This is a genomic window from Streptomyces griseorubiginosus, from assembly GCF_001514195.1.
GTDB classification, from domain to species: Bacteria; Actinomycetota; Actinomycetes; order Streptomycetales; family Streptomycetaceae; genus Streptomyces; species Streptomyces griseorubiginosus.
Map to the genome: position 1 here is coordinate 300967 of NZ_KQ948745.1, position 7931 is coordinate 308897.

8 protein-coding genes are annotated in these 7931 nt (G+C 72.6%); 5 read left to right on the plus strand and 3 right to left on the minus strand.

Features of this window, described 5'->3' with window-relative positions; all coding sequences use genetic code 11:
* The first annotated feature begins 164 nt into the window (after positions 1–164).
* Entirely contained in the window at positions 165–356 is a 192-nt protein-coding gene (locus AQJ54_RS38060; RefSeq protein ID WP_062030262.1) for a hypothetical protein, read from the plus strand.
* A gap of 85 nt (positions 357–441) precedes the next feature.
* Here AQJ54_RS38060 and AQJ54_RS38065 read toward each other — a convergent pair whose 3' ends face one another.
* Positions 442–1992 (minus strand): FadD3 family acyl-CoA ligase, encoded by a 1551-nt coding sequence (locus AQJ54_RS38065; RefSeq protein WP_062245573.1) that lies wholly within the window; start codon positions 1990–1992, stop codon positions 442–444.
* 104 nt (positions 1993–2096) lie between these two features.
* Between AQJ54_RS38065 and AQJ54_RS38070 the strand changes: the two genes are divergently transcribed.
* The 4 genes from AQJ54_RS38070 to AQJ54_RS38085 are packed head-to-tail and all read left to right on the plus strand — an operon-like array spanning position 2097 to position 5432.
* Positions 2097–3248 carry a lipid-transfer protein gene (locus AQJ54_RS38070; protein WP_062245576.1) on the plus strand — a complete coding sequence of 384 codons (1152 nt, stop codon included), beginning with the start codon at positions 2097–2099 and terminating at the stop codon, positions 3246–3248.
* A gap of 1 nt (position 3249) precedes the next feature.
* Entirely contained in the window at positions 3250–3657 is a 408-nt protein-coding gene (locus tag AQJ54_RS38075) for a Zn-ribbon domain-containing OB-fold protein (RefSeq protein WP_062030274.1), read from the plus strand.
* Complete coding sequence (locus tag AQJ54_RS38080; RefSeq protein ID WP_062245577.1) at positions 3642–4427, plus strand: enoyl-CoA hydratase/isomerase family protein; 786 nt, start codon at positions 3642–3644, stop codon at positions 4425–4427. The genes AQJ54_RS38075 and AQJ54_RS38080 overlap by 16 nt, the downstream gene beginning before the upstream one ends.
* A 36-nt stretch (positions 4428–4463) precedes the next feature.
* Positions 4464–5432 carry an alpha/beta fold hydrolase gene (locus AQJ54_RS38085; protein ID WP_062245580.1) on the plus strand — a complete coding sequence of 323 codons (969 nt, stop codon included), beginning with the start codon at positions 4464–4466 and terminating at the stop codon, positions 5430–5432.
* A 3-nt stretch (positions 5433–5435) separates the two neighbouring features.
* Here AQJ54_RS38085 and AQJ54_RS38090 read toward each other — a convergent pair whose 3' ends face one another.
* A complete protein-coding gene (locus AQJ54_RS38090; protein WP_062245582.1) occupies positions 5436–5930 on the minus strand; it encodes a hypothetical protein in 495 nt (164 codons plus the stop codon).
* Positions 5931–5982: 52 nt separating this feature from the next.
* Positions 5983–7931 (minus strand): outer membrane protein assembly factor BamB family protein (locus AQJ54_RS38095; RefSeq protein ID WP_062245584.1); only part of this gene is annotated, 1949 nt, incomplete at its 5' end.

Here is a 7931-nt window from a genome sequence, read left to right on the forward strand (position 1 = left end):
CGCCGCCCGGCAGACTCGTCCCCGTCGATCCGTCGCGTCGGGGGGCAGACGGGTCAGCGGTGGTCGCCATCGCTAGGGTTACCGACCCTGACACGGCCGCCCGGCGACCCTCGGGGGAGTCGCCGGGCGGCGTGGCCCATCATCGAACGGGAGAGTCACCACCCATGAGTGAAACCGCGAAGAAGGACGGCCCCGTCAAGCCGCTCGACAACCACGCCACGGGGACCGAGGACACGACGGTCAAGCCGCTCGACAACCACGCCACGGGCGCCGAGAAGGTCGTCACCCTGGCCGCCGGCACGACGGACGGCACGGTCAAGCCGCTCGACAACCACGCCACGGACGAGAAGGCCTGACCAGGACTTCTCCTCGCACGGGGATCGGCCGCGGCGGCGCGGAGGGGGAGCCGCCGCGGCCGAGGCGTGTCCGGGGGCGGGTCGTTCAGAACCCCCGCAGCTCCCCCTTCACCACCTTCCCGCTCGCGTTCCTCGGGAGTTCCGTCACGAACTCCACCGTTCTCGGGACCTTGTAGTTCGCCATCTCGCGGCGGGCCCAGGCGATCAGGTCGTCGGCGGTCAGGGTCGAGGTCGGGCGGCGGACGACGTACGCCTTGCCGACCTCGCCGAGGCGGGGGTCGGGGACGCCGATGACCGCCACGTCGGCCACCGCCGGGTGCAGGCCGAGGAGTTGCTCGATCTCCGCCGGGTACGCGTTGAAGCCGCCGACGATGAACATGTCCTTCAGCCGGTCGGTGATGCGGAGGTTCCCGGAGGGGTCCAGGACGCCCACGTCCCCGGTGCGCAGCCAGCCGTCCGCCGTGACCGCCTCCGCGGTGGCCGCCTCGTCCTCGAAGTAGCCGCGCATCACGTTGAAGCCCCGGACCAGGATCTCGCCGGGCTGCCCCGGCGGTGCCTCGACGCGGACCTCCGTGCCGGGGATGGCCCGGCCCGACGTCGACGCGATCACCGGCAGCGGGTCGCCGCGGCGGCACATCGTGACGATGCCGCTGGCCTCCGAGAGGCCGTAGGCGGTCAGGACCGTCTCCACGCCCAGTTCGCCGTGCAGTTGCTCGACCAGCCGGAGCGGGACCACCGCCGCGCCCGTCACCACCAGGCGCAGGGCGGAGAGGTCGTGGGAGTCGCGTGCCGGGTGGTCCAGGAGGGACTGGTGGAGGGTGGGCGGGCCGGGCAGGACCGAGACGCGTTCCGCCGCGATGTTCGCCAGCACGGTGTCCACGTCGAACACCGGCTGCGGGATCATCGTCGCCCCGCGCATCAGGCACGCGATCACCCCGGCCTTGTAACCGAAGGTGTGGAAGAAGGGGTTGACGATCAGGTAGCGGTCGCCCTGCCGCAACCCGGCCAGTTCGCACCAGACGTCGTACGCCCGCAGTGTCTGCTCGTGGGTGATCACCGCACCCTTGGAACGGCCGGTCGTCCCGGACGTGAAGACGATGTCCGAGGGCCAGGACCCCTCGACGGCGGCGGCCCGCGCCCGCACCTGCGTCTCCCCCACCCCGTCCCCGCTCGCCAGGAACTCCTTCCAGGTGCGGAAGTCCGCGGGGGCGTCGTCCGAGAGCACCACCACCTGGTCCAGCGACGGCAGCCCCGGGCCCTCCGCGATCGCCCGCCGCAGGGAGGCCACGTAGGAGGTGCCGAGGAAGGTGCCGGTCACGAACAGCAGGCGGGCCCCGCTCCTGCGCAGGACGTCCGCGGCCTCGGTGCCCTTGAAGCGGGTGTTGAGGGGCACCAGGACCGCTCCCGCCGACACCGCGCCGAGCGCGGAGACCATCCAGTCGAGGGAGTTGGGGGCCCAGACGGCCACCCGGTCGCCGGGCCGTACGTCGTTCGCGAGGCACGCGGCCGCCGCGCGCTCCACGCGGGCGCCCAACTCGCCGTAGGTGACGCGGTTGCGGCCCTCCACCACCGCTTCCGCGGACCCGTACCGCCGCGCCGCCCACTGGACCAGTTCCGGGATGCTGCGCCACTCCACATCGGCCTCCCCGAAAGCGGAAACGCGTTAGCTGACTACCCGTCAGATTAGCTGTAGCCTGACGGGCTGTCAGCAGGCCTCACAGGTGCGGAGGTGCGTGCAGCGTGACCCTCAAGGACGCCACGGCGATCGTGGGCATCGGACGGACCCGGTTCGCCAAGAATCTCGCCGAGGACGAGAGGACCCTGGCCTGCCGGGCCGTTCTCGCCGCGCTCGACGACGCCGGGATCGCCCCGGGCGAGGTCGACGCCCTCGCCTCGTACACCATGGAGGAGACCGACGAGGTCGAGCTCGCCAAGGCCGTCGGCTTCGGCGACCTCACCTTCTTCAGCAAGGTCGGCTACGGCGGCGGCGGTTCGTGCGCCACGGTCGCCCATCTCGCGGCGGCCATCGCGAGCGGACAGGCGAGCGTCGGGGTCGCCTGGCGGTCCCGCAAACGCGGCTCCGGACCCCGTCCCTGGACCAACACCACCGTCCAACTCCCCACCCCGGCCCAGTGGACGAGACCCTTCGGGCTGCTCCGGCCCGCCGACGAGATAGCCATGCTCACCCGCCGCTACATGCACGAGTACGGCGCGACCCGCGACCACCTCTTCAACGTCGCCCTCGCCTGCCGCAACCGCGCCAACCAGAACCCCGCCGCGATCATGTACGACCGCCCCCTGACCCGCGAGATGTACATGACCTCCCGCTGGATCAGCGAGCCCCTGTGCCTCTTCGACAACTGCCTGGAGACAGACGGGGCGTTGGCGTGCGTGGTCGTCAGCAGGGAGCGGGCCCGCGACTGCCCCAGCACCCCCGTCTACATCCACTCCGCCGCCCAGGGCCTGCCCGCCCAGCACCACGGCATGGTCAACTACTGGAACGACGACCCGCTCACCGGACCCGCCTGGACCGCCGCCCGGCACCTGTGGAAGCACGCCGACTTCACGCCGCAGGACGTCGACGTGGCCCAGATCTACGATGCGTTCACCTCCCTCGTCCCGCTGTCCCTGGAGGGGTACGGCTTCTGCGGCCGCGGCGAGGGCGGCGCCTTCACGGAGGGCGGCGCCCTGGAGATCGGCGGACGGCTGCCGATCAACACCGGCGGGGGCGGGCTGTCCGAGGCCTACGTGCACGGCTTCAACCTCATCGACGAAGGCGTACGGCAGTTGCGCGGGACCAGCACCGCCCAGGTGCCGGACGCCGCGACCTGCCTCGTCACCGCCGGCGAGGGCGTCCCCACCTCCGCCCTGCTGCTGACCAACAGGAGCTGACATGCTCGAACCGGTGACAGACCCCACGGGTGCCCCCTTCTGGGAGTACGCCGCCCGGGGCGAACTCCGCGTCCAGGCCTGCGCGGACTGCGGCGAACTCCGTTTCCCGCCCCGCCCCTGCTGCCCGCACTGCCAGTCCTTCGAGGAGGAGTGGCGCCCCGTCTCCGGCCGCGGCCGCGTCTGGTCCTACGTCGTCCCGCACCCGCCCCTGCTGCCCGACTACGCGGCCCAGGCGCCGTACAACGTCGTCGTGGTCGAACTGGAGGAGGCGCCCCGGATCCGCCTGATCGGCAACCTGGTCCGGGCCGCCGGGGCCACGCTCAACTCCGTCGATCCGAGCCGGATCCGCATCGGAGCCCGGGTCCACGTGGTGTTCTGGGGCGGGCTTCCGCAGTGGGTGCTCGCGTGAGCGGCCTGCGGGTGAGCGCCGACAAGGACACCGGGGTCGCCGTCGTGACCCTCGACCGGCCGCACCGGCTCAACGCCATCGACCTCCCCCTTCGGGACGAACTCGTCTCCACCTGGCAGGAGTTGCGGTTCGACGACTCCGTGCGGGCCGTGGTGCTGACCGGGGCCGGGGATCGGGCCTTCTGCACGGGGCTGGACCGGGATGCCGAGGTGCCGCAGCCGAACTCGCCCTACATGACCGACGATCCGCTCCTGAACATCGGGCCGAAGTCCAACGACCTGTGGAAGCCGGTCGTCGCCGCCGTCAACGGGATGGCCTGCGGCGGTGCCTTCTATCTGCTCGGCGAGTGCGACTTCCTCGTCGCCGACCCGGCCGCGACCTTCTTCGACCCGCACACCACCTACGGCATGGTCTCCGCCTACGAGTCCGTGCTGATGGCGCAGCTCATGCCGCACGGGGAGGCCGCGCGGACGGCGCTCATGGGGACGGCGGAACGGCTCTCCGCGGCGCGCGCCCACGCCATCGGGCTGGTCACCGAACTCACCGAGCCCGGCGGGGCGTTGGCGGCCGCGACCGCCGCCGCCGAGGTCATCGCCGGGTATCCGCCGGAGGGGGTGCAGGGCACGGTCCGCGCGCTCTGGGCAGCCAAGGAGGCGGCCGTGCAGCGGGGCTTCGCGCAGGCCCCGCACCTCATCGCGCTCGGGAACCTGCCGCCGGACCGGCAGGCCGGGCTGTTCCGTTCCCGACAACCCGGATTCCGATTGCGTTAGCAATTTCGATGCACTGTACAGGCGTATGCTCACCCCATGGTTGAACATCGCATGGTCGACGTGAACGGCATACGGCTGCACATCGCCGAGGAGGGCGAGGGGCCGCTCGTCGTGCTGCTGCACGGCTTCCCGGAGTCCTGGCACTCCTGGCGCCACCAGTTCGCCCCGCTGGCCGCGGCCGGTTTCCGGGTGGTCGCGCCGGACCAGCGCGGATACGGCACGAGCGACCATCCCGGGGACGTGTCGGCGTACAGCATCCTGCACCTGGTCGGCGATGTCGTCGGGCTGGTCCACGTGCTGGGCGAGGAGCGGGCCTTCGTGGTCGGGCACGACTGGGGCGCGCCGGTGGCCTGGCACACCGCGCTGCTGCGGCCGGACGTGGTGCGGGGGGTCGCCGGGCTGAGCGTGCCGCCGCCGTTCCGCGGGGACCGACCGCCGCTGGAGGTCATGCGGGAGCGGTTCGACGGGCACTTCTACTGGAACTGGTTCGAAGAGCCGGGCCCGGCCGACGCCGAGTTCGGCAAGGACCCGCGCGCGGCCCTGCGCAGGCTGCTGTACGGCGCCTCGGGCGACGCCCCCGGCGCGGGCCGCTACGAGCAGGCCCTGGTGAGCGACCTGGACCGCGGCTGGCTGGCCGACATGCCCGACCCCGCGACGCTCCCCGACTGGCTCACCGAGGACGACCTCGACGAACTCGCCGCGAGCTACACCCAGGGCTTCACCGGCGCCCTGAACTGGTACCGCAACCTGGACCGCAACTGGGAACTGACGGCCCCTTGGCACGGCGCCAAGGTCACCCCGCCGGCCCTGTACGTGTATGGCGACCGGGACCTGGTGCCGGCCTTCCCGGGCACGCCGGAACTGATCGAGCAGCTTCCGCGGCTGATGCCGAACCTGGTCCGGGACCCCGTCCGGCTGAAGGGCTGCGGCCACTGGACCCAGCAGGAGCGGCCGGACGAGGTCAACGAGCTGCTGGTGGAGTTCCTGACGGGGCTTCGGGACTGACGGTCAGGAGACCCTGTCGGCTTCGGGTTCGACCTGGCAGTGGTCGAGGCGGGTGAGGAGAGCGGCGCTCGCCTTCACCCGGACCGTCTCGGTCCCCTTCGCGGGCACCGTGACGTCCGGGTACTCCACCGACAGCAGGTGGCCGTCCTTGTCCTCGAAGGAGAAGGAGACCTTGAAGGTGCCCGCGCGGCTGTTGGGGTTGGTGACCTCGGCCGTCGCGTACGGGTCGGTTCTCGTCGCGCACCTCACGAGGCGCACGGAACCGTCCCTCAGCACCCTGGTCCGGCTCGACGAACTGCCGCCGCCGCTTCCCCCACTCGTGCTGTAGCTGTCGTGGTCCTGGCGGGAGCTGCTGCATCCGCCCCCGCCGTCACTGTCGCTGTGACTGCTCTTGTGCCGCCCGCTGCTGTGGTGCCGCCCGCTGGAGAACCCCGTCAGCGCGAGCACCACCGCCGCCATGACCGCTGTGAACCTGAGAACACGCCCCCGTGAATGCATGTGCTCACCCTAATGGCGGCCACTGACAGCGTGCACGGACGGCTCAGGTCGCTCAGGTCGCCCGGGCCGTCCCCGTCCCCTTCTCCGCGTCCAGCGCGTACACGCAGCGGTCCTTGCTGCACGCGTACACCACGCCGTCCTTGACGACCGGTGAGCCGGTGATCTCGCCGCCGGTCGCCAGCTTCCAGCGCAGTCGGCCGTCGTCGGCCTTCAGGGTGTAGAGCAGGTGGTCGGTCGAGCCGAAGTGGATGCGGCCCTCGGCCACCGCGGGCGCCCCCACGATGTCGCCGCCCGCCTGGAACCGCCACTTGGGTGTACCGGTGACGGCGTCGAGGGTGTAGAGGCCCTTGCCGCTGCCCACGTGCACATGGCCGCCCGCGACCAGCACCGGTTCGACCGAGGCGCGGGCCTCGGTCGCGATGCGCCAGCGGTCCCGGCCGTCGACCGCGTCGAGGGCGTACACCGTGCCGAGGTAGTCGGCGAGGTAGACCCCGCCGCCGGTGACCGCGGCGCCCGGCACGAAGGTGGGCGGGCACAGGAAGGCCGCCGGGGCCTCGAAGTGCCAGCGGACCCGGCCGGTGGCCACCTCCAGGGCCATGACCCGGGTCCCGGCCGAGACGTACACGTATCCGTCGTGGGCCTGCGTCACCCGGACCGGCACCCCGCCGCAGGAGGCCGCGTCGCCGATGGGGAACGCCCAGCGCTCCTTGCCGTTGCGGGCGTCCAGGGCACGCAGGCGGCCCTCCTGCCAGACGTAGACCGTGCCCTCGTGGAGGGCGGGGCCGGCCTCCGGGGACTCGAAGTCGGTCTGGCAGCCGCCGATCTCCCAGAGCTTGCGCCCGTTGGAGGCCTCCCAGCCCTGGACGCCACCGCCGCGGGTGCCGGTGACGACGGTGCCGTGCTCGGCCTTGAGGGAGTACACCCAGGCGTCGGTGCCGATCCGCCACTGGTCGGCGCCCTCACGGGCGTCGAGGGCGAACAGGGTGGGGCCGTCGGAGGCGTGGATCCGGCCGTCCGCGACCGCCATGGACCAGGCCACGTCCCGGGTCTTGAAGCGGCGGCGGCCGGTGGCGACATCGAGGGCGTGCACCTCGAAGGAGGTGACGTAGACGAGGTCGCCGGCCACCGCCGGGGTGCCCCACACGTCGTTCGACATGCGGAAACGCCAGGGGCGCCAGCCGGCCGCGGACTCCGGCGGCGCGGGCGGCGGGGACGGTACGGCGGGGCCCACGGCCGCGTCCGTGCCGTTGACGCCGGGGCGCGGCCGGGACCAGGAGGCGACCAGGCCGAACTCCGGCGGGGGCGCCTTCACGGCGGCGGCGCGGGCGTCGGCGACCCGCGGGCCCGGCCCGATGGGCACCTGCGCGCCGGCGAGCCGCACGGGTCCGGTGTCGGGGGCGCCGACGGGTACGGGCGCGGGCGGCACCGGGTCGTAGGAGGGCGGCGGCGGTACGACCGCGGGGCGGCCTCCTCCGCTGCGGGAACCGCCGGTCTGGGTGGGCGCCGGGCGGCCGCCGCGCCGGGACTCGATGAGGGCCACGGCCTTCTCGGGCAGCCACGCCGACGCCGTACCGCTGTCGTCGGAGCCGGAGCCGAAGAGGTGGGGTGCCAGCTGGGCCTGGAGGTCGGCCGGGTTGGGGCGGGCGGTGGCCTCCATCTGCATGCAGGACTCGATGAGCGGGCGCAGCTCGTCGGGGAGGCCTTCGAGGTCGGGGCCCTCGCGGAGCAGCATGAAGACCGTCTCGACCGGGTTGGCGCCGTGGAAGGGCGGGTGGCCGGTGGCGGCGAAGACCAGCATGGAGCCGAGCGAGAAGACGTCGCTGGCGCCGGTGACGCTCCGGGAGTCCTTGGCCTGCTCGGGGGACATGTAGGCGGGGGTGCCGACGGCGACGTTCGTCATCGTCAAACGGGTGTTCGATACACCGGACGCGATGCCGAAGTCGATGACCCGGGGGCCGTCCTCCACGACGAGGACGTTGGAGGGCTTGAGGTCGCGGTGGA

Excerpts from the sequence above, each read along its gene's own strand:
- AQJ54_RS38075 (WP_062030274.1), top strand. The coding sequence starts at position 3,250 with ATGCTCGAACCGGTGACAGACCCCACGGGTGCCCCCTTCTGGGAGTAC.
- AQJ54_RS38060 (WP_062030262.1), top strand. The coding sequence starts at position 165 with ATGAGTGAAACCGCGAAGAAGGACGGCCCCGTCAAGCCGCTCGACAAC.
- AQJ54_RS38090 (WP_062245582.1), bottom strand. The coding sequence starts at position 5,930 with ATGCATTCACGGGGGCGTGTTCTCAGGTTCACAGCGGTCATGGCGGCG.
- AQJ54_RS38085 (WP_062245580.1), top strand. The coding sequence starts at position 4,464 with ATGGTTGAACATCGCATGGTCGACGTGAACGGCATACGGCTGCACATC.